The 19,441-nt window shown below is 60.1% G+C and carries 15 protein-coding genes; 8 read left to right on the top strand and 7 right to left on the bottom strand.

Translation table 11 applies throughout. From position 1 onward, the window contains the following. Positions 1–7 precede the first annotated feature (7 nt). Positions 8–658 carry a TetR/AcrR family transcriptional regulator gene (locus BLT00_RS01645; RefSeq protein ID WP_063321854.1) on the bottom strand — a complete coding sequence of 217 codons (651 nt, stop codon included), beginning with the start codon at positions 656–658 and terminating at the stop codon, positions 8–10. Positions 659–1,075: 417 nt separating this feature from the next. Between BLT00_RS01645 and BLT00_RS01650 the strand changes: the two genes are divergently transcribed. From BLT00_RS01650 to BLT00_RS01665, 4 genes are all read left to right on the top strand, one after another. Continuing rightward, on the top strand, positions 1,076–2,335 hold the full coding sequence (locus BLT00_RS01650; protein WP_092142526.1) for an aromatic ring-hydroxylating oxygenase subunit alpha: 1,260 nt from the start codon (positions 1,076–1,078) through the stop codon (positions 2,333–2,335). Next, positions 2,336–2,830: an aromatic-ring-hydroxylating dioxygenase subunit beta gene (locus tag BLT00_RS01655; protein ID WP_063321852.1), complete on the top strand. Its 495-nt coding sequence runs from the start codon at positions 2,336–2,338 to the stop codon at positions 2,828–2,830. Between the two features lie 335 nt (positions 2,831–3,165). Next, positions 3,166–4,401 carry an NAD(P)/FAD-dependent oxidoreductase gene (locus BLT00_RS01660; RefSeq protein ID WP_092142523.1) on the top strand — a complete coding sequence of 412 codons (1,236 nt, stop codon included), beginning with the start codon at positions 3,166–3,168 and terminating at the stop codon, positions 4,399–4,401. Between the two features lie 31 nt (positions 4,402–4,432). Continuing rightward, the gene (locus tag BLT00_RS01665) at positions 4,433–4,753 is read left to right on the top strand and encodes a 2Fe-2S iron-sulfur cluster-binding protein (RefSeq protein WP_092142520.1); all 321 of its coding nucleotides are present in this window, start codon (positions 4,433–4,435) and stop codon (positions 4,751–4,753) included. A gap of 115 nt (positions 4,754–4,868) precedes the next feature. On the opposite strand, the gene BLT00_RS01670 is transcribed toward BLT00_RS01665, so the two are convergent. Genes BLT00_RS01670 through BLT00_RS01690 form a run of 5 tightly spaced genes read right to left on the bottom strand, consistent with a single transcriptional unit; the run spans position 4,869 to position 9,058 of the window. Beyond that, on the bottom strand, positions 4,869–5,141 hold the full coding sequence (locus tag BLT00_RS01670) for a cytochrome C oxidase subunit IV family protein (RefSeq protein WP_158265796.1): 273 nt from the start codon (positions 5,139–5,141) through the stop codon (positions 4,869–4,871). Continuing rightward, entirely contained in the window at positions 5,138–5,773 is a 636-nt protein-coding gene (locus BLT00_RS01675) for a cytochrome c oxidase subunit 3 (protein ID WP_092142514.1), read from the bottom strand. Before BLT00_RS01675 ends, BLT00_RS01670 begins: the two co-directional genes overlap by 4 nt. Beyond that, positions 5,770–6,477 carry a hypothetical protein gene (locus tag BLT00_RS01680; RefSeq protein ID WP_092142511.1) on the bottom strand — a complete coding sequence of 236 codons (708 nt, stop codon included), beginning with the start codon at positions 6,475–6,477 and terminating at the stop codon, positions 5,770–5,772. The genes BLT00_RS01675 and BLT00_RS01680 overlap by 4 nt, the downstream gene beginning before the upstream one ends. Beyond that, positions 6,474–7,880, bottom strand: a complete 1,407-nt coding sequence (locus BLT00_RS01685) for a phytoene desaturase family protein (protein WP_092142508.1) — start codon at positions 7,878–7,880, stop codon at positions 6,474–6,476. Before BLT00_RS01685 ends, BLT00_RS01680 begins: the two co-directional genes overlap by 4 nt. A gap of 26 nt (positions 7,881–7,906) precedes the next feature. Further along, positions 7,907–9,058 (bottom strand): acyl-CoA dehydrogenase family protein, encoded by a 1,152-nt coding sequence (locus BLT00_RS01690; protein WP_218189602.1) that lies wholly within the window; start codon positions 9,056–9,058, stop codon positions 7,907–7,909. A 143-nt stretch (positions 9,059–9,201) separates the two neighbouring features. Between BLT00_RS01690 and BLT00_RS01695 the strand changes: the two genes are divergently transcribed. Then, a complete protein-coding gene (locus tag BLT00_RS01695) occupies positions 9,202–10,650 on the top strand; it encodes an aldehyde dehydrogenase family protein (protein WP_092142505.1) in 1,449 nt (482 codons plus the stop codon). Positions 10,651–10,724: 74 nt separating this feature from the next. Beyond that, the gene (locus BLT00_RS01700) at positions 10,725–12,272 is read left to right on the top strand and encodes an acyl-CoA synthetase (RefSeq protein ID WP_092142502.1); all 1,548 of its coding nucleotides are present in this window, start codon (positions 10,725–10,727) and stop codon (positions 12,270–12,272) included. Positions 12,273–12,854: 582 nt separating this feature from the next. On the opposite strand, the gene BLT00_RS01705 is transcribed toward BLT00_RS01700, so the two are convergent. Continuing rightward, positions 12,855–15,530, bottom strand: coding sequence for a winged helix-turn-helix domain-containing protein (locus tag BLT00_RS01705; RefSeq protein WP_158265795.1), 2,676 nt, complete (start codon positions 15,528–15,530; stop codon positions 12,855–12,857). 389 nt (positions 15,531–15,919) lie between these two features. Between BLT00_RS01705 and BLT00_RS01710 the strand changes: the two genes are divergently transcribed. Together BLT00_RS01710 and BLT00_RS01715 are read left to right on the top strand one after the other, a co-directional pair. Next, positions 15,920–17,128: an acetyl-CoA C-acetyltransferase gene (locus BLT00_RS01710; RefSeq protein WP_092142496.1), complete on the top strand. Its 1,209-nt coding sequence runs from the start codon at positions 15,920–15,922 to the stop codon at positions 17,126–17,128. Positions 17,129–17,191: 63 nt separating this feature from the next. Next, complete coding sequence (locus tag BLT00_RS01715; RefSeq protein ID WP_092142493.1) at positions 17,192–19,339, top strand: 3-hydroxyacyl-CoA dehydrogenase NAD-binding domain-containing protein; 2,148 nt, start codon at positions 17,192–17,194, stop codon at positions 19,337–19,339. The last annotated feature ends 102 nt before the right edge of the window (positions 19,340–19,441 follow it).

Genomic DNA, 19,441 nt, shown 5'->3' on the forward strand with positions numbered 1-19,441 from the left:
CTCTACATCAGCTATGCGACGACTGGCTAGTCGGTGGCTGCGGGTTTTTTGTTGGGGGGGCGATATCGCCTGCGTGCAGAAAGCTGTCGATCAGCGGCCATGCCATTTCGCGCAGAGACAGGCCATGCACCAGCTGGTTAGCCGTGTGCAGAGAGAGCATCCCGTGCAGCAGGCTCCATAGACCGTGGGTAAGTAACAGGGCATTGCCATGCAGGCGTTTCTGGTCAATGGCGGTCTGTACCAGATCGACGCACGAGGCGAAAAACTCCCAGCGTTCTGTCAGCAGCGGTGGGTATTCGGTGAGATCCGGCTGAGTGTCAGAAAAAATGAGCCGGTATTTGGCTGGTTGGCTGCTGCCAAACGCCAGTAACTCCCGAAGGGTCGAGCGGATGCGTTCGATCGGATCTCTTTCGTCATCGTTGGCCGGCATTGCCGCGGCCTTCAGCTCCAAAAGGCATGCGCGACGCATCTCGGCGACCAGGGCTTCCTTATTGGCGAAGTAGCGGTAGCCGACGGTGTGGCTCAGTCCCACCCGCTTGGCAATCCGACGCAGGGTGACGTTGTCCATACCTTCTTCCAGGTACAACTCCAGGGCTCCTCGCACCAGGGTCTGGCGGAGGTTCTCGGTTTCATCGGCTGAGTAGACTGGGCGGGCCATGGATCATCGTGTTCAGTGGGGTGTGGGGCCAAATTAACAGCATTTTTCAGTATTGTTAACTGTGTAAAAATAACATTGTTAATCTTTAAAGGCCGCTGATCTGCTGCTATCTATCTGAATAAAAAAGTGATTTCGCCTGTTTGCCGATTTCGGCAGGTGGTTGAAAATCGTCGAATCCGACGAGCGGGAATGTGGGGTGTGCTCGACCCTGGCGCCCTTGGTTTTCGGGGCGAATGCAGGAGCGTGAGTCGTATTGAAGAGGTTAAGAAAAGGGTCGTTCAGTTGAGCAGTTAGTGGGCGGCGACTGGACTGTCTGGTGCGGGTGTTGGGGAATTCGTCGAAAGCGACGATCTGGGTTTTCGGGGGCATCGATACAGTGCCGGCTATCGAGTCTTCACTCCCCTTCAGAGGTTCGCGATGACGACATTAATTCCCACCCGTAACTGGGATGACCTGGTCCAGCATGACCGCGTGCATGGCTCGGTCTACACCGACGAAGAGCTCTTCCAGCTCGAGTTGGAACGGATCTGGTACCGCACCTGGGTTTACGTTGGCCATGTCAGCGAGGTTCCCAAACTCAACGATTTCGTGGTCAAGTCGATCGGCCCGCAGCCGGTGATCATGACCCGCGACGGGGAGGGGCAGGTCCATCTGCTACTCAACCGTTGCCCGCATCGAGGCAACCAGGTGTGCCTGGAGCATGCGGGTAATCGCAAGTCATTCACCTGCCCCTATCACGGTTGGACCTTCTCCAATACCGGTAGCTTGCGCGGTTATCCGTTCGCGGCCGGCTACGAAGGCACCGACCGAAGCACTCTGGGCTTGGGCAAGGTGGCGCGCATCGGCATTTACCAGGGCTTTGTGTTCGGCAGCATGGCCGTGGAGGGGCCGACGCTGGAGGAGCACCTGGGTGCGGCCCGTGGCGCGCTCGATGCGCTGGTGGTGACGTCGCCCGAGGGTGAGGTGGAAATCACTGCCGGCTTCCTGCAGCACAAAGCCAAGTCTAACTGGAAGTTCATCGTCGAGAACGAGACCGATGGTTACCACCCTCAGTTCGTTCATGCCTCGATCTTCGAGGTCGCCTCCAGCGGTATCGGCGATCTGTACAGTGCTGACTCCACTGCCGTGGCCCGGGACATGGGCGGTGGCCACACCGAGATCGACCTGCGACCAGAGTTCCGCCGCATCGGCCAGCCCATGGGCTGGTTTGGCACCACCGAAGCACGCCTGCCCGAGTACGTGAGCAAGATGCGTGAAGCATATGGCACCGAGCGCGCCAACGAAATCATGATCGATGGCACGCCACACATCATGATCTTCCCCAACCTGTTCATCGCCGAAATCCAGATTTTCGTGATCCAACCGCTGGCGGTCGACGAGACCGTGCAACACGTCACCGCGCTGCAGTTCAAGGGCGCGCCCGATCTCAATCGGCGCCTGCGCCAGCAGACAATGGGCTCGGTCGGGCCGGCTGGTTTCCTGCTCGCCGACGACTCGGAAATGTACGAGCGCACCCAGCGTGGGGTTCGCAGCCGCAATCCGGAGTGGAACTACCTCGGCCGCGGCCTGGCGCGTGAGCGCCGCGATGCTGACGGCTTCCTGATCGGTGACGCTACCGACGAAGTGACCACCCGTGGCATCTGGAGCCACTACCGCTCCCTGATGGAGGCGCAATAAATGGGCAGTGCAGTTATCCCGGAAAAAAACCTGATCGTCGAAGTTAGCCAGTTCCTCTACCGCGAAGCTCGCCTGCAGGATACTCACGAGTACGACGACTGGGAGGCTCTATGGACCACCGACGGTGTGTACTGGGTGCCGGCCAACGGCGATGACATCGACCCGGAAACGCAGATGTCGATTATCTATGACAACCGCTCGCGCATCGCCCTGCGGATCAAGCAGTTCCATACTGGCAAGCGCCACACTCAGTCTCCGCGCTCGCGCCTGGGGCGGGTGCTGTCCAACGTCGAGATCATCGAGGCCAGTGGTGACGAGATTCGGGTGGCGGCTAATGCCATGGTCTTTGAGTCCAACTTGCGCGCCGACACCGTGTGGTGCACCCGCAACGAATACCTGCTGCGTCGAGAAGAAGGCAGCCTGCGCATGGCGCGCAAGAAAGTGGTCTTGGTTAACAACGACAAGGCCCTTTTCACCCTGTCTTTCCTAATCTGAGTTCGTCTTCCATGAGCAGTATGGATTGGCGCAGGTGCTGGGGCTGTACGGCGGCGGGTTAAGGGCGGGTCGTCAATGTCGGTTACGAGGCCTGGGAGGCGTGCTGGGGCTGCTGCCAGTGCGTCATTCAGTTGCTGCTTGAGGCCCCTTCCTGTGCCGGGCAGAACCCGTTGTTCAAGCGGCTCGATCAGCCAGGCGTGAGCCCGTTGCTGACCCCTGGATGGCAGGTAAGGGAGCCGCCACGAGTTCGTCGCAAACGACGATGTGCGGCTTCCGGCAGCGGGCGAGCATGACTGAAAAATGCAAGCCATAGTCATCTCGAAGAGAGCCGCCCCATGTATCCACAGAACGAAACTGCCGTCATTGTCGGCGCCGGTCATGCAGCTGCCGAGCTGGTGGCTACGCTGCGTCAGAACGGCTATCCCGGCCGGATTATCCTGATCGGCGATGAGCCCGAGCTTCCTTATCGGCGCCCGCCGTTGTCCAAGACCTACCTTTCCGGTGAGGCGAGCCGCGAGTCGTTGCTGATTCGCAGTGCGGCCGCGTACGACAAGTTGCAGGTGGCGTGCTGGACCGGCGTGCAGGTCTGTGCCATCGACCGCGAGCGGCGGACCGTCACGCTCAGTGACGGCCGGACTCAGGCCTATGACAAGCTGGTGCTGGCCACCGGCGGGCGGCCGCGTCGTCTGGAGGAGCCGGCTGCGCAGAAGCCCAATGTCCATTACATTCGTAACCTGGCGGATATCGAACGGTTGCAGCCGGACTTCGTCGCGGGCAAGCGTCTGCTGGTGATCGGCGGCGGTTACATCGGTCTGGAGGCCGCCTCGGTCGGGATCAAGAACGGCCTGCAGGTCACCGTCCTGGAGGCGGCGCCACGGGTGCTTGCGCGGGTCGCGGCTCCGGAGATTTCCGCGTTCTACGAGGGCGTTCATCGCCGCCGGGGCGTGGATGTGCGCACGGAAACCAGCGTGCAGGTATTCCAGGGTGCCGAGCGAGTGGAGTCGGTGCAGCTAAGCGACGGCAGTGAGTTGCCGGTCGACTTGATCATTGTCGGCATCGGAATCTTGCCCAATGACCAACTGGCCCGTGACGCCGGTCTGGAGATCGACAACGGCATCGTCGTCGACTCTTACGCGCAGACCCTTGATCCAGACATCCTGGCGGTTGGCGACTGCGCCCGACACGTCAACGGTTTCCTCGGCTGTCTCATCCGCATCGAATCGGTGCCGAGTGCCCAGGAGCAGGCGCGCACGGCCGCTCATACGATCTGTGGCAAGAACCTGCCACACATCGCCGTACCCTGGTTCTGGTCCGACCAATTTGATCTCAAGCTGCAGATAGTCGGCCTGTCCCAGGGCTACGACCAACTGGTGCTGCGGGGCGATATGGCTGCTGAATCCTTCTGCGCCTTTTACCTGCGCAAGGGGGTGGTGTTGTCCGTCGACGCGGTCAACCGGCCGCAGGACTTCATGGTCGGCAAGCGTCTGGTTGCCGAGCGGGTTCAAGTCGATCCACAAGTGCTGGCGGACGAAAGTGTTGACCTCAAGTCGTTACTTGCCGCAGCGCTCTGACGCCGTTGCCAGAACAGTAGGAAGTAGAACTATGCCGAAAGTCATTTTTATCGAACATTCTGATGTGGTGCACAGCGTTGAGGCCGAGACAGGCCGCACGCTGATGCAGATCGCCGTCGACAATCTGGTGCCGGGCATCGACGGCGAATGCGGTGGGGCCTGCAGCTGTGCAACCTGCCATGTGTATGTCGATCCCGCCTGGCAGTCACTGTTGCCGGCACGCAGCAGCGACGAAACCTTCATGCTGGAAGGCGCCTTCGAGGTCAATGAGAGCAGTCGCCTGGGCTGCCAATTGAAAATGTGCGAGGAGTGGGATGGGCTGGTGGTCAGGATTCCAGTGAGCCAGGGTTGATTTGCAGACTTCCTGTAAGTCTGCCTCGGCAAGCGAGGCTACGAAGTTGAATGGATTGATCTAACACACTTCACGATCACGAAGACCGACGGCCTGGCGGTAACCATGGTTGCACCTAGATGGCATAGAGTGCGATTGCGGCACCGCCAGTCAGTCCGATCCAGGCCATGAAAATGCGGCGCAGTACCCGAGAAGCCCCGCGAAGCTCCATGAAGTCCATGCCGATGTAATAGACCTTGATGAAGGCGATGGCTATCGCAATGGAGGACGTCAGGTGTTCGCTGGTGGCGGAAAAAGGATGGCTGGTACTCAGCCACCAGGTAGCGCAGGTGGCCAATACCAGAGAGAGCCAGACGATCGTCGCATGTTGCTGCGAAGAAGCACTCATGCGATGCATACCAAATAGAGCAGTGTGTAGATGAGGATCCACAGCAGGTCGACCATATGCCAATAGACCGCCGAGATTTCGACAAAGGCGCGCTCATCGTTCCAGAAAGCTTGGCTGTGACATCTGCTCCACCAGAGGCTGAGCAGGCATACGCCAATCAGAACGTGCAATAAGTGGATGCCAGTCAGAACGAAGTAAAAGGTGAAGAACAAGGCGCTTGTAGGTGTATGCCCATTGGCTACTTCAATGCTGTATTCGATTGCCTTGAGGCTGGCGAATCCTAACGCGCAGACCAAAGCGCCTAGTATCAGGCGGCCGGCGCGGACGGTATGACCGCGACGCTGTGCGCCCACAGCGAGCACAACCAAGTATGAGCTGAGGAGTAGGATGAGTGTGTTGATACCGCCGATGCTCTGAAACAGACTGCCTGCATCGTTTGAAAAGGCACTACGATCTTGGCGGTTGTTCCAGAGGAACGTCAAAAAGAGGGCACCAAAAATCATCATGTCACCGAAGATGAATACCCAGATTCCCGCTTCGCCAGGGTGGTTGTTATCGGTGGCATGCGACGGTTTACCCTCTATGGGCATTGCGACGTCGTTGCAGAGAAAGTCCGGGACCTGAGAGGTCATGCAGAGGCGCTTTCCATTTTGGCGAGGGCAATGATTTGTGCATTGGCGTGTTTGATTGCAACGCCCATGCCTACCAGAAATACCGCGTAAGCCCCCAATGCCAACCAGAAGACGAAGATCCCGTTCCAGGCGAATGGTCCGCTCATGAAGAAGTAAGCGAGTACGTCAGGTACAAAGGCCAGTGCAACCCACAGATTGAGGAACCCTACCCAGCGTGGAAAGACTCTGTGGGGGGCGCTGAGCACTGCTGTGCCGATGGCAATGTTTTGGATCATGAAAGGTATGATCCCCGTGAACAGCAACAACCAAGCGATATCGTTCAGTGTTCGATACTCCTCGGGTGTTCGATCGGTACGAAAGGCGATGGTCGCCCACAGTAACTGGGGGAGGGTGTTAAGTATCACGGTAACTGCGCCGGCAATCATCTGGGTAAAACTGAGCAATGGGTAACGACCTTCCATGCGCAACATGTGCATTGAGATGGCAGCCAACATGGGAAGCATCAGTCCAACCCCTACGGAGGCAATGACAAAGCCCATCTTCGTCACCGTCGCATCGTCGATGAAGAACGCGGCGACTTCTATAGTGCTGGTTGAGGGGCCTAGGGGGAGTGGCAGTATTCCTGCGATCAGCCAGCCGACACAGGTGACAACTAATGCGGCAGTACCGCTCCAGGCGCTGATGCTGAAAACGCGCTGGTTCATAGTGCTTCCTTAGGACTATTGCTGGTGTGGTCAACAGCGTGGGATTGTGGGATGGGCTGTGATACGGCCTTTGCATGTTCTTGTTGTTGGGACTCGAGCGCCGCTTGTGCTGCTTGCCTGGGGTATGCTCGTCCAATCTTGGCCGCTACCAGAATGGCAGTTTCGGCACAGGCGGTCGTTGCCGCGCTACCCCATTCTTTGACGCCATCGCCGACGTTCCAGAGGTTCGCAATGGGGGTTTCATTCGGCAAGTCCGCGCCAGCCATGGCTCGTTGCGCGGGCCACTCGTCGCGGGTCACTACCACGTCCAAAATGCGTGCCTGCGCGAAGCCAGGGAACTCGTCTAGCAGGTCGGCTTTCAGGAGTTCTATTTCATTGGTTTCATTGAAGTCACCGGTGCAGGGTTGCGGTACGCTGGCTCCGGAGTAAAGATGCCAGTTTGGCGGCGAGTTTTCCGGACAGGTTGGCGTGAAACTCGTTGCGTAGCAGAGCCGCCGGGTGGAGCTGAAGCAGGCAAATCCTGGGAAACTGGCCAGGGGCGTAGTACTGGCAAAGTAAATCGTGATGATAGCGCTTGGTTGGCACTGGCGTTTTACCGTAGCGCTGTAGTCGGCGGGAAGGTTTGCGTCCCCGCACAGGCCAAGGGTTGCCTGTGGCCCTATGTCACTCACCGTCAGCTTGGTTGTCAGTTGCCGTGGGATTCCATCGCGATTGACCGTTGCACCGTTCACTGTGCCGTCGGCTGCAAAACTAAGTTGCTCTACTTGCGCGTTTAACCAAATCTCGCCGCCGTGACGTTTGTAGGCAGTGAGGAGTTCCTGCCATACCGTTACGGTTCCACCAGGAGGGAATCCGAATTGCTTGAATGCTCCTTTGGTCGTCAGGTAGTGCAAAAAAAGATCGGCGGGTAACAGGTGTGGCGTGGTGGCAAAGATTGATCCAATGAAGTTGTGAAGTAGACCCAGGGCCGTCGGATTGTTGGTGAAGCGTGTAACCCAGGCATGACTGGATTCACCTGGGCGCGGCTGGAGTGGTGGGATAACGTGGAGAGCAAGCCGCAGTAGCTTTATAGCGACACGGTTTGCCATGCCAGGAAGACCCGCCGAGATGTTTATATCCTTGCCTGAGACCCGGCAAACTATACCTGGCGAGGGTTGACGCACTATCAACCGTGCTCCAACTTCGTTGAAAACCTCTTCAGTTTCTGTACCTATTTCAATCCCGAGCGCCCCGGTATTCACGGCGAAGCCATCTTTGTAACGAGTCGATGCGCGGCCTCCGACTTCGCCGAGACGCTCCACGAGCAATGTGCGGTAGCCGCGCTTTGCCAGCAGTGCTGCGGTAAACAGACCACCGGCACCCGCGCCAATGACTAAGGCGTCAAATTCTAAGTTATCCGACATCATTGTCTCCTTGCGCCAAGGGGGCGTTACAGGCCGCGGCCGATGATTTCCCTGAGGATCTCGTTGGAGCCAGCGTAGATCGGTTCGATGCGTGCATCGATATACATGCGGGCAATCGGGTACTCGAGCATATAGCCGTGGCCGCCGAACAACTGCAGGCAGCGGCTGATGATTTCGCATTGCTGCTCGCTGATCCACCACTTGCTCATCGAGGCAATGTCGGCGGTGATGGTGCCATCTAGATAGCGTTCGACGGCGAAGTCGGAGAACACCCGGGCAATAGTGGCCACGGTCTTGATCTCGGCCAGTTCGAAGCGCGGGTGTTGTAGATCGATCAGGCGCTTGTCGAACATGGTGCGGTCGTGGGCATAGTCGCGGGTCACGCGGAAAGCGCGTTCCATGACGGCGGCGCAGTTGATGCCGGTCAAGGTGCGTTCGTAGGTGAGGTCCTGCATCATCTGGTAGAAACCGCGACCTTCGATGCCGCCGAGCAGCGCGCTTTCGGGCACCTCGCAGTCTTCGAAGAACAGCTCGCAGGTGTCAGAGCCGTGCAAGCCGATCTTCTTCAGGCGTTGGCCGACGCGAAAGCCCGGGTTGTTGGTTTCAAAGATGAACAGCGAGACGCCCTTGGCTTTTTGCTTGGGGTCTGTTTTTGCTGCCAGCACCAGGATGTCGGCAATGGAGCCGTTGGTGATAAAGGTCTTGGCACCGTTGATGATGTACTTGTCGCCCTGCTTGATGGCGCGGGTGCGCATGTTCTGCAGGTCGGTGCCTCCGCTGGGTTCGGTCATGCCCATGCCGGCAATCAGTTCGCCGCTGGCCAGGCCTGGCAGATAACGCTGTTTCTGCTCTTCGCTGCCGTAGCGTTCGATGTAGTGGGCGGCGATCACATGGATCTGCTGGCCACAGCGCCAACTGGTATCACCGGCCAAGCACAGTTCTTGGGCCAGTACCGCTTCGTGAGCAAAGGTGCCGTCGGAACCGCCGTACTCGCTGGAGATGTCCGGTAGCAGGATGCCGGCGGCACCGGCCTTGAGCCAGACTTCGCGGTCGGTGGCGCCCTGTTCGTACCAGCGCTCCTGATTGGGGGTAACTTCTTCGGCGGTGAAACGTCTGGCAAGATCTTGCAGCGCCAGAAGCTCTTCGTTCATCCAGCGCGGTTGGTAACTGTCGATCATAGGAATGTCCCTGCTTTGCTTTGGGCTGATGCCTGCATGCTAGGCAAGGGGGGATTGTTCAGTGTCGTCGTTTACGACGATTTCCATCTTCGAAGCGTTGGCGATGATGAGGGTCAGTCAGTCCTATACCAGAGAGTTGCGCCATGTCCGCTGCCCCGGCACCGATCTTCCCTACCGAGACACTGACGCCGCAGTTGGCGGCGGATATCCAGCGGATATTTGCGATTCAGCGCCAGACGGCACTAAGCCTGCGCAGCTCCACTGTCGAGCAGCGCATCGCCAAGCTGAGACGCTTGCGTGAGGTCCTGATGATGCATCGCGAAGCCATAGTCGAGGCCGCCGGGAAAGATTTCAAACGGCCACCGGTGGAGGTCGATTTCACCGAGCTGATGCCGGTGATCATGGATATCTCGGACTATTGCAGGCGCCTGAAGAAATGGCTAAAGCCACGCCGTGTGCGACAGTCGATGATGATGCTGGGAACTCGTGCTTGGGTTCGCTATGAGCCGCGGGGGCGCTGTCTGATTCTGGCGCCATGGAATTACCCGGTAACGCTGACCCTGGGGCCGCTGATCCCGGCCATTGCCAGTGGCAATACGGCGATGATCAAAACCTCGGAGATTGCACCAAACCTGTCGGCGGTATTGGTAAAGATCATTCGTGAAGTGTTCGATGAGTCCGAAGTGGCTGTGTTTGAGGGCGATGCCAGTGTGGCACAGGCGCTACTCGAGCTACCCTTCGACCATGTTTTCTTCACCGGATCGCCGTCGATTGGCAAGGTGGTGATGACCGCTGCAGCCAAGCATCTCACCAGTGTCACCCTGGAATTGGGCGGCAAGTCGCCGGTGGTGGTCGACCAGAGCGCTGACATCGAGCTTGCGGCCAAGACCATCGCCTGGGGCAAGTTCATCAATGCCGGGCAGACCTGCATCGCGCCAGACCACATTTATGTTCACAGCAGCATCCGTGCGCAGTTTGTGCAGCGCGTTTGCGCCCACCTTGACACCTGGTACGGCGAGGGACTGGCCGCCATGGATGCTGAACTGTCACGGGTTATCAACGTGCGTCACACCCAGCGTGTGGCCGACCTGATCGACGACGCCAAGACCCGCGGTGCGCGACTGATTTATGGCGGAGCAGTGGATGTCGGCGCGCATTTTGTTTCGCCGACGTTGTTGGGGGACGTACCTGATGACGCGCGGATCATGCAAGAAGAAATCTTCGGGCCAGTGTTGCCAATTATCGCTTTCAATCATCTGGATGAGGTGATCGAACGCATCAACGCAGCGCCCAAACCGCTGGCGTTGTATATCTGGAGTCGCGACCCGGCCAGTGCCGATGCGCTGATTGTCCGTACCAGTGCTGGCGGTACTTGTGTCAACCACATTGCCGCACACTTTCTGCACCATAACCTGCCGTTTGGTGGAGTCAATAACTCCGGCATCGGCAGTTACCATGGCGAATGGGGCATTCGCGCATTTTCCCATGAGCGCGCCATCGTCAAGACGCAGGTGCTTTTGGCGACTATGTTCTTTCCGCCTTACAAGCCACGAGTGCGCAAGATACTCGGCTGGATACTCAAGCATCTGTGAACCACTGCATAACAACCATAATCGTGTGCAGCCACACGAGCGTAAGCAATGCCAACTGTCAAGAGGCCGCTGCAATGAGCGACAAGCAACCCCAACTGTACCCAGGCGTGCATGCAATGCGTACGCCGGAAAAACCCGCCGTGATCATGGCTGAAACAGGCGCCACGCTGACCTACGCCGCACTGGATACCTATGCCAACCGGCTCGGCCGTCTTTACCAGTGGTTGGGTCTGAAGCCAGGTGACCACGTGGCCTACTGCCTGGAAAATCGCCTGGAGTGCCCAGCAGTACAGTGGGGAGCGCATTATGCTGGCTTGTATTACACCTTTATCAGTACGCGTCTGACTGCTCTCGAGGCGGCCTATATCGTGGCTGACTGCGAAGCCCAGGTACTACTGGTCAGTGCCAAGACAGCACCAGCGATCCTTGATGCCGTGCGCGCCTTGCCAAGGCCACCGCAGATCTACAGCCTCGACCCGGTGCCTGGCGTCAAGCTATTCGATGACGCGTTGTCAGCGTTCGATGGCAGCCCCATTCGTGATGCCGTGGAGGGTAGCGAAATGCTCTACTCCTCGGGTACTACCGGGCGGCCAAAGGGGGTGAAGCCGAACCTTACCGGTTTGCCTTTGGGTAGTACGGCGGTAATCGCAGGTCTTATGCAGCGCGGTTTTGGTGTTAACGAAGAGTCGGTGTATTTCTCTTCATCGCCTTACTATCACGCCGCGCCAATGAAGTGGGGGCAAGGCATGACCATCCTGGGCGGCATCTTGGTGCTGGCGGAGAAGTTCGACTCCGAAAACGCCCTCAAAGCCATTGAGCGCTACCTCGTCACCCACAGTCAGTGGGTGCCGACTATGTTCCACCGCCTGCTGGCGCTGCCGCAGGAAGTGCGTGAGCGCTATGACCTGTCGAGTCAGAAGGTTGCGGTGCATGCAGGGGCTCCATGTCCGGTACCGACCAAGCAGGCGATGATCGAATGGTGGGGCCCGATCCTCGCTGAGTTCTATTCCTGCACTGAAAGCATCGGTTCCACCATGGTCGATAGCAAGACCGCGCTGGCGCGTCCCGGCACTGTCGGTCGCGCCATTCTCGGCGAGCTGCATATCGTCGGTGAGGACGGTCAGGAGTTACCGGTGGGTCAGGATGGCTTGGTGTATTTTGCCAACGGCCCGCGCTTCAGCTACCACAAGGACCCGGAGAAAACCGCCGAGGCCTACAATGCGGCCGGCTGGGCCACGGTGGGCGATATCGGACATGTGGATGCCGATGGCTTCCTGTACCTCACCGACCGCAAAAACAACATGATCATTTCCGGTGGGGTCAACGTGTACCCGCAGGAGACCGAGAACGTACTGATCACTCACCCCAAGGTGTTCGACGTGGCGGTGATCGGCACGCCTCACCGTGACTTTGGTGAGGAGGTGCGCGCGGTGGTGCAACTGGAATCGGGCGTGGAACCTTCCCCTACGCTGGTCGATGAGCTTATTGCCTACTGCCGCGAGCACTTGTCGCCGATCAAGTGTCCGCGGGTGATTGACTTCGCCGAGAGCTTGCCGCGTGAGCCCAACGGCAAGCTGCTCAAGCGCCTGCTGCGTGACGAATACCGTGCCCGGTTAGCCTGAGCACCGTGCCATAACGAAAAAGGCCGCCCAAGGGCTAATGCCAGTCAGTCAAGGATCACATGACACAAAACCTGTGGGAGCAAAGCGTGCTCCCTCAGGTTTGAGGCTTAACTGATCGGGATTAGGCGCCAGGGCCGCTTTTGTGGCGAGGGAGCTTGCTCCCGCTGGACTGCGCAGCAGACCCAAGGCTGGCGACACCATTGTATCTGGCATAACCGGGATTCAGGTTTTAGGGCCGCTTCGCGCCCCAGCGGGAGCAAGCTCCCTCGCCACAGGGGGCTGTGGCGCTGCAACTGATTTTTTACCAGCCGCTACCAAGTGTTTGTATCCGGGTTGATTCATTCAGATAAATGAGGCGCACGGGCTAATGCCAGTCAGTCAAGGATCACATGACACAAAACCTGTGGGAGCAAGCTTGCTCCCTCAGGTTTGAGGCTTAACTGATCGGCATCAGGCGCCAGGGCCGCTTTTGTGGCGAGGGAGCTTGCTCCCGCTGGACTGCGCAGCAGCCCCAAGGCTGGCGACACCATTGATCGGCATTACACCCAAGGGCGGTCTTTTCGTTGGTGAGTGGTTTTGCGTTCAGGTGCACAGGCCCATGCGTCGCGCGATGGCGATGGCCTGGGTGCGGCTGCTGGCGTGCAGCTTGAGGTTTATGTTGCGCAGGTGGGTGCGCACGGTCGAGTCGGAGACGAACAGCTTTTCCGCCATCGCTGCATTGGACAATCCTTGGCCCAGCAGGTTGAGCACTTTCAGCTCTTTCTGCGTCAGCGGGTCGACCAGTGTGCCGTTGCTGCCGGCTGCGGGCTGAGCGGTGGCGCTGCTGCGCAGCCAGCGTTCGAGGCTGCTGTCATCCGTTGCGTCCTTGTCCTCGCGTTCGTTGTGCAGCTCGCGCAGCATGACCTGCACGGTCGCGCCTTCCTCCAGGAAGGTACGCACGAAGCCTTCGGTCTGGGCGAACTTCAGGGCCCGCTCCAAGGTGCGCAGGGCCATTTTCGCCTGGTTGTCGCGGTACAGCGCCTCGGCCAGCAGAATGCGCAGTTTCAGCGCCCGGCGCCCGCGTTGCAGGCGTTCGGCTTCGGCCAACTCGCTGCGCAGCGGCGCGATGGCCTTGCCGGACGCTCCACTGCGGATCATCCAGCGCAGGCGGCCGATGGTCGGGGTCAGGGTGTCGTTGGCGATGCCCCAGTGGGTCGCGGTCTCGGTCCAGGGAAAGGTCTGTTCGGCCAGGGCCAATTGTTCGAGGGCGCCGTTCTGGTCGCCATGGGCCAGCGTTTGCATGGCCCGTTCCAGGCGCGCACTGGCCGAGACGCGAGGCAGACCCAGGCGGTGGCCGACGTTTTCCAGTTCGCTGAGCATTTGCAGGGCGCGATCACGGTCGCCCTTGTCGTCGGCGATGCGGGCCAGCAGGGTATGGGCGGTGATTAGGCCGTCGGAGAGACCGAGATCTTGCACCAGGGGGGTATAGATCAGTAACAGGCGCAGGGCTTCCTCGCACTCGTCGCTTTCATAGAGCGTCTCGGCCAGCTGGACGGCGGCCAGGGCGTTGCCATTGCGATCACGTCGGCGCGAGCCTTCGAGCATGGTCGTGGCCAGGCGCAGGCGCGCGGTCGCTTGTTTGAGGCGGCCGGCCATCATGTCGAGCAGCGCTTCGGCCGATTCGGCGAGGACGAAACCGAACGCGCCAGCGGAATCGCTCTGCGCCCGACGTGCCTCATCGACGTATTGGTGCGCTTCCTGATGTCGGCCGAGGAGGATGCTGGCCTGCGTCAGCGCCTGGTTGAGCATGGCCCAGGCGAAGGGGTATGCGGTGGTCACCTGGGCCAGGGACTGCGTGCCCATCTCGTAGGCCTGTTCGGATTGGTCCATCATCACCAGCAGCATCGGGCGCAGGGCCAGCAGATAGGCTGCGGACTCGCCCGAGAGAGTGCTGCTGTCGATATCTGCCACCAGGGTCAGGGCCTCCTTGGGGCCCCAGGTGAAGGCCGTGCACCAGGCGCGGATCAATTGCAGTCGGGGGTGACGCTGAAGCTCTGTCTTCGGTAGTTGACCGATGCACTCGGCCAGCAGGCGCAGACGGCCCTGGCTGAGCAGCATGTCGACATGCTGGTGGAGCAGGTCGATGGCAATCTGTGTATTGCCGCACTGCAGAGCATGGCGGATGGCCGGAATGACCCGTCCTTGCGCAAGATAGGCATTGCAGGCGGCCAGGTGCAGGGCTGGCAGCTCTTCGTTGTAACGGCGTTGCATCTGGTGGCGGAGGAAGTCGAGAAACAGGCTGTGATAACGGTAAAGGTCGCGCTGCTCGTCGATCGGGACGAGGAACAGTTGGTGACGCTCCAGTTCGCGCAGCATGTCGAGGCTGTCGCTGCAGCCGCAGATCGCGTTGCACAAAGCCGGGCTCAACTCGTCGAGTAGGCTGCTGCGCAGCAGGAACAGGCGCAGTGGCTCGGGCAGGGCGGCCAGCACATCCTCGGCAAGGTAGGCGGCGATGGCCGCATTGGAACCGGAGAAGGAATCGAGGAACTTGTCGGTGTCGCCGTGGTTCTCCAGGGCCAGCGAGGCCAGCCAGAGGGCAGTGACCCAGCCTTCGGTGCTGCACTGCAGGCGCTCGACCTGGGTGCTGCTCAGGCCGACACCGCGGCGCTGAGTGAGGAAATCCTGGGTTTCCTCGACACTGAAGCGCAGGCTGGCGGCATCGATCTCGGTCAGGCTGCCACGTGCGCGCAGACGGGCCAGGCCTATATCCGGCAAGGTGCGGCTGCCTATGACTAGGCAGGTCTTGTGCGGAATCGCCTCGATGCCGCGAGCCACCAGGCCGAGGACGACAGGGTTGCGAATGGCCTCGAAGTCGTCGAAGAAAATGGCCAGCGGGGTCTGGTGTGTACCGATCTGGTCGAGGATCCAGGCAACCAGATCGGTGTTGCGTAACTGGCCCAGGTCCTGTTGCGGCGCGTCTGGCTGTAGGCCGGCGATGGCGGTGGCGAAACCGCTGAGGAAGCGCGAAACATCGTTGTCGCCAGCGTCAAGGGTAAGCCAGACGGTGGTCATGCGCTGTTGGCGATAGCGGGCCAGCAGCTGGGTCATGAAGGTGGTCTTGCCGAAGCCGGCTGGTGCATGCACCAGTACGGCACGGCTGGTCTCGGCTTGGCCCGCGCGGTCGAGCATGGCCTGACGCGGGACTTCGAAGTGCGAGGTGGCGGGAGGCGTCACCTTGGCTCGCGAGATGTAGGGCAAGGAGCGGTGATTCGACGACATCATGAGTCCTTCATGGAGGTGCGATGCCTCCGCCTGTTCTTATTGGTTTCTTAAACTATGGGGCAAGCGGTACCTGGCGCAAGCCCTTTCAACGCTTGTGACTAAAACCAGACAAGGTTAAAACAGCCGAGGAAGCGGAGTCTACGAGGTGTAAATGAGCATTTCGAAGCTGTTTCAAACGCCGTATGGCCGACGGCCAGGAGCTCGTGAACGGGTTCTGGGCTGGTTATCGGGCTACCGCCCGCGGTCGCACGGCACTGGCGGGGGATACGGGTTGGCATAGTCCGGTGCGGCAGTACTGCGGTGATCGTCGCTTCCGACGATGTGGTCGGTCAGGGAGGCTCATAGGCTTCGGTCATGTAACCGAAATCGTCAAGAGGAGCCTCCCAATGTCACAGGCAGTATTCATTTACGACGCCGTACGCACGCCGCGTGGTAAGGGCAAGAAAGATGGCGCGCTTTACAGCGTCAAACCCGTGCACATGGCCGCCGGGCTGCTGACCGAGCTGCAGCAGCGGTACGATCTGGATACCTCGCGTGTCGATGACGTGGTGCTCGGCTGTGGCCAGCCCGTGGGCGAGCAGGGTGGCGACGTTGCCAAATGCGTGGTTCAGTACGCCGGCTGGGACGAGAGCGTGCCCGGTGTACAGATCGACCGTTTCTGCGCCTCTGGCCTGGAGGCGGTGAATCAGGCGGCCAGTCGCATTGCCAGCGGTTGGGAGGACTTGATCGTGGCAGGTGGCGTTGAGTCGATGTCGCGCCTGCCAATGGGCGCCGCCGGCCAGGCCTGGATTCAGGATCCGGAAATCGCCTTCAAGCTGCAGTCGGTACCCCAGGGCATCGGGGCAGACCTGCTGGCCGCGCTCGACGGCTATTCGCGCGAGGATGTTGACCGCTTCGCCTTGGTTTCCCAGCAGCGTGCCGCTCATGCACGCGACAGTGGCTACTTCGATCGCTCGGTGGTGCCGGTGCGCGACCTTAATGGTCTGGTCGTTCTCGAGCGCGACGAGTTCATTAAACCAGCCACCACCCTGGAGGCCCTGAGCCAGCTCAAGCCTTCATTCGCGGCCATGGGTAAGCTCGGCTACAGCGACGTAGCCCTGCGCAAGTACCCTCAGGTGGCGCGCATCGAGCCCATCCATACGGCCGGCAATTCCTCGGGCATCGTCGACGGCGCCAGCGCCACGCTATTGGGCAGCGAACGTATTGGTCAGCAACTGGGGCTTACTCCGCGCGGACGGATCGTCGCCACCGCGGTGCTCTCCACCGAGCCGACGCTGATGCTGGCCGGCCCCGGTCCGGCTGCCAAGAAGGCCCTGGCCAAGGCGGGCCTGAGCGTGCAGGACATCGATCTGTTCGAGATCAACGAGGCCTTTGCTTCGGTGGTGCTGCGCTTCATGCGCGACCTCGATATCTCGCCGGAAGTCACCAACGTCAATGGCGGTGCCATTGCCCTCGGCCACCCGATCGGCGCCACCGGCGCGATGCTGGTCGGCACCGTGCTGGATGAGCTGGAGCGGCGCAACCTCAAGCGCGGCCTGATCGCCCTATGCGTCGGTGGCGGCATGGGTATCGCCACCATCATCGAACGCCTCTGAGCCACTTCAAAGCCGCTGCGAGTCTGTGCCGTGGCGGATCACTCTTTCTACGAGAAACAACCTATGAGCGCATTCAATTACGAGAAGGACGCCGACGGCATTGTCACTGTGACCATGGATATGCCGGGGCCGGTCAACGCGATGAACCAGTTGTACCGCGAAACCATGGCCGCGACCGTGAATCGCCTAGAGCAGGAAAACGGCCTGACCGGTGTCGTCATCGCCTCGGCGAAAAGCACTTTTTTTGCCGGTGGCGACCTTAACGAGCTGACCGATTTCAAGCCCGGTGACGAAGCCGATTTTCAGGCCAAGATCGAGCTGACGAAGAATGACCTGCGTCGTCTTGAGCGTTTGCCGGTGCCGGTGGTCGCCGCGATCAATGGCGCGGCCCTGGGTGGCGGCTTCGAGATCGCCCTGGCCTGTAACTACCGGGTGCTGCTCAACAGCCCTGCCGCGTTGGTCGGCCTGCCCGAAGTCTCCCTCGGTCTGCTCCCGGGGGGCGGAGGCATCGTTCGTCTGGTGCACCATCTGGGTCTGGAAAGAGCTCTGCCGTTGCTGCTTGAAGGCAAGCGCATGAAGCCAGTGGAGGCGCTGGCCCTGGGGCTGGTCAATGAACTGATCGAACAGGCTGATGCATTGGTGCCGGCGGCCAAGGCCTGGATAAAGGCGCAGGTCGGCGATGATGGCGTCAGCCTGCAGCCTTGGGATCACAAGGGGCACAAGATTCCCGGCGGAACTGCGCAGCAACCACATGTGGCGCAGATGATCGCCGGGGCTCAGGCGATGACAGCGAAGAACACCCGCGGCCTGCTGCCGGCGCCGGAGCGTATTCTCGCTGTGGCGGTGGAGGCTACCCTGCTGGACTTCGATGCCGCGCTGCTGGTGGAAACCCGTGGCCTTACCCACCTGGCCGCCAGCGTGCAGGCGAAGAACATCATCAACACCATGTTCTTCCAGATGAACGAAGTGAACGGTGGCTCCAGCCGGCCGACAGGTTTCGACAAGAGCAAGGTGAGCAAGCTCGGCATCATTGGCGCCGGCATGATGGGCAACGGCATCGCCCATGTGTCGGCCAAGGTCGGCATCGAGGTGATGCTGCTGGATGTCAGTCTGGAGGCCGCCGAGCGCGGCAAGGCCAATGTCGAGAAACTGCTGAGCAAGACGGTCAGCCAGGGGCGCCTGAGCGAAGCGAAGAAGGACGAGATTCTCGCCCTGATCAAGCCCACCGTGGACTATGCCGACCTGCAGGGCGTCGACTTCGTCGTCGAGGCCGTGTTCGAAAGCGTCGATCTGAAAGGCAAGGTCACCCAGCAGGCTGAAACGCAGATGCCTGAGTCTGCCGTGTTTGGCACCAATACCTCGACCCTGCCGATTTCCCTGTTGGCCAAGGCCTCCAAGCGCCCGGCCAATTTCATCGGTATCCATTTCTTCTCGCCGGTGGAGAGAATGCCGCTGGTGGAAATCATCTGTGGTGAGCAGACCAGTGACGCGGCCTTGGCCAAGGCCTTCGACTTTGCCCGGCAGATCGGCAAGACCGCCATCGTGGTCAACGATTCGCTGGGCTTCTTTACCTCGCGCACCTTCGGCAGCTACTTCGACGAAGGCTGCAAGCTGCTCCAGGAAGGTGTTGATCCACTGCTGATCGACAACCTAGGCAAGCAGATCGGCATGCCCGTAGGGCCATTGACCGTACTCGACGAAGTCAGCCTGGAGCTGATGCGTAAGGTCAACGAGACGCAGAAGGAGATGGGCGTGTTTGCCACCGTCTTCGACAACAGCCACAGCGACGCGGTCGGCAACATCCTGATCAAGGAGTACAACCGCCCGGGGCGTCACTATGGCGGTGGCTTCTACGACTACCCGGAAGGCGGCGAAAAGACCATCTGGCCGGGGCTCTACGAGCTGTTCGTCAGGCCGGAGGTGGTGCTGCCGGTCGAGGATATCAAGGAGCGTTTGTTGTTCCGTCAGGTTATCGAGGCGGTGAAGTGCCTGCAGGAGGGTGTGTTGCGCTCGGTGGCGGACGGTAACGTCGGCTCGATCCTCGGCATTGGTGCGCCGACCTGGACCGGTGGCTTCTTGCAGTTTGTCAACGGCTATGGCGTCGAGCGTTTTGTTCAGCGTGCCCGTGAGCTTGCACAGACTTATGGTGAACGCTTTGCGCCACCGGTGTTGCTGCTGGAGAAGGCCGCCAAGGGTGAAGAACTGCGTTAACCCTGGTGACGGCGCAATTCGTCGCTTTCGACGACCGAAACGGGAGGGGCTGAGCGTAAGTTAAATTCAACGACCCCCCGCGACCCGGGCGCGTAGCTTGGG

The organism is Pseudomonas sp. NFACC51 (assembly GCF_900103575.1).
In the GTDB taxonomy this organism is placed as follows: Bacteria; Pseudomonadota; Gammaproteobacteria; order Pseudomonadales; family Pseudomonadaceae; genus Aquipseudomonas; species Aquipseudomonas fluorescens_Q.

What these genes read in the sequence shown, in the direction of transcription:
- BLT00_RS01645 (WP_063321854.1), bottom strand. Translation starts at nt 658, where the DNA reads ATGGCCCGCCCAGTCTACTCAGCCGATGAAACCGAGAACCTCCGCCAG.
- BLT00_RS01650 (WP_092142526.1), top strand. Translation starts at nt 1,076, where the DNA reads ATGACGACATTAATTCCCACCCGTAACTGGGATGACCTGGTCCAGCAT.
- BLT00_RS01665 (WP_092142520.1), top strand. Translation starts at nt 4,433, where the DNA reads ATGCCGAAAGTCATTTTTATCGAACATTCTGATGTGGTGCACAGCGTT.
- BLT00_RS01680 (WP_092142511.1), bottom strand. Translation starts at nt 6,477, where the DNA reads ATGAACCAGCGCGTTTTCAGCATCAGCGCCTGGAGCGGTACTGCCGCA.
- BLT00_RS01685 (WP_092142508.1), bottom strand. Translation starts at nt 7,880, where the DNA reads ATGTCGGATAACTTAGAATTTGACGCCTTAGTCATTGGCGCGGGTGCC.
- BLT00_RS01675 (WP_092142514.1), bottom strand. Translation starts at nt 5,773, where the DNA reads ATGACCTCTCAGGTCCCGGACTTTCTCTGCAACGACGTCGCAATGCCC.
- BLT00_RS01670 (WP_158265796.1), bottom strand. Translation starts at nt 5,141, where the DNA reads ATGAGTGCTTCTTCGCAGCAACATGCGACGATCGTCTGGCTCTCTCTG.
- BLT00_RS01655 (WP_063321852.1), top strand. Translation starts at nt 2,336, where the DNA reads ATGGGCAGTGCAGTTATCCCGGAAAAAAACCTGATCGTCGAAGTTAGC.
- BLT00_RS01715 (WP_092142493.1), top strand. Translation starts at nt 17,192, where the DNA reads ATGAGCGCATTCAATTACGAGAAGGACGCCGACGGCATTGTCACTGTG.
- BLT00_RS01700 (WP_092142502.1), top strand. Translation starts at nt 10,725, where the DNA reads ATGAGCGACAAGCAACCCCAACTGTACCCAGGCGTGCATGCAATGCGT.
- BLT00_RS01705 (WP_158265795.1), bottom strand. Translation starts at nt 15,530, where the DNA reads ATGTCGTCGAATCACCGCTCCTTGCCCTACATCTCGCGAGCCAAGGTG.
- BLT00_RS01660 (WP_092142523.1), top strand. Translation starts at nt 3,166, where the DNA reads ATGTATCCACAGAACGAAACTGCCGTCATTGTCGGCGCCGGTCATGCA.
- BLT00_RS01695 (WP_092142505.1), top strand. Translation starts at nt 9,202, where the DNA reads ATGTCCGCTGCCCCGGCACCGATCTTCCCTACCGAGACACTGACGCCG.
- BLT00_RS01690 (WP_218189602.1), bottom strand. Translation starts at nt 9,058, where the DNA reads ATGATCGACAGTTACCAACCGCGCTGGATGAACGAAGAGCTTCTGGCG.
- BLT00_RS01710 (WP_092142496.1), top strand. Translation starts at nt 15,920, where the DNA reads ATGTCACAGGCAGTATTCATTTACGACGCCGTACGCACGCCGCGTGGT.